Here is a 717-nt window from a genome sequence, read left to right on the forward strand (position 1 = left end):
AAGCGAGCACCATTATCGTATTTATATTTTTTTCCAAGACAGTGTTAATATACGTATTCATTGTAGGCATTTTTTCAGTTTTTATCTGTATGCTAGCCACGTTTGGAATGTGAGAAACATGCTTTTGATTGATTTAATATAAATAGGCTTGCCATGAAACAATCTTACAGTATTGAGATTTCTCATTTAAGTTGAAAGACAATTCATTATTATTATAAATCAATATGATGTATAGATTGTCGACATTACAAGTGGTGTGTGAACGCTCAATGGTTAATGCCAATGTTTTTGTTATGGGGGAGGGGTATCTGGTGATAATGAAGTTTTGTATAGCGCACGAGACGTAATTGAGAGATGATTGTTTAGAGGTGCGTTTAGTGAAAAAACTTTGAAAGCAAATGCGCATTCCCTCTGCACTTTAAAAGCGCAAGGGGTTTTAAGTGAAAGAGTGGTTGGAATAAGTATGTGTGTTATTTTGAGAGGAGCGATTTTTCAGAGCTTCTTAAGTGTGTCCCGTTGAACCAAAACCTCCTGTTCCACGGCTCTCGTTATGGCTTTGGGTATTTTGCTCTGGTTCAATGGCGCAAACATTAACTTGGGATACAGGGGCGATGACTGTTTGGGCAATGCGCATGCCCCGTTGGATTGAAAAGTCTTCTTGGCCTAAATTGATAAGAAGGACTTTGACTTCACCACGGTAGTCACACTCAATCGTTC

1 pseudogene is annotated in these 717 nt (G+C 38.4%); it reads right to left on the reverse strand.

The features are described from left to right. Positions 1 to 502: 502 nt before the first annotated feature. Positions 503 to 717 (reverse strand): annotated as a pseudogene (locus ACFIL3_RS10810) (dUTP diphosphatase); the annotation flags it as partial.

It is taken from the genome of Bartonella sp. CE47NXGY (assembly GCF_042195415.1).
GTDB lineage: Bacteria > Pseudomonadota > Alphaproteobacteria > Rhizobiales > Rhizobiaceae > Bartonella.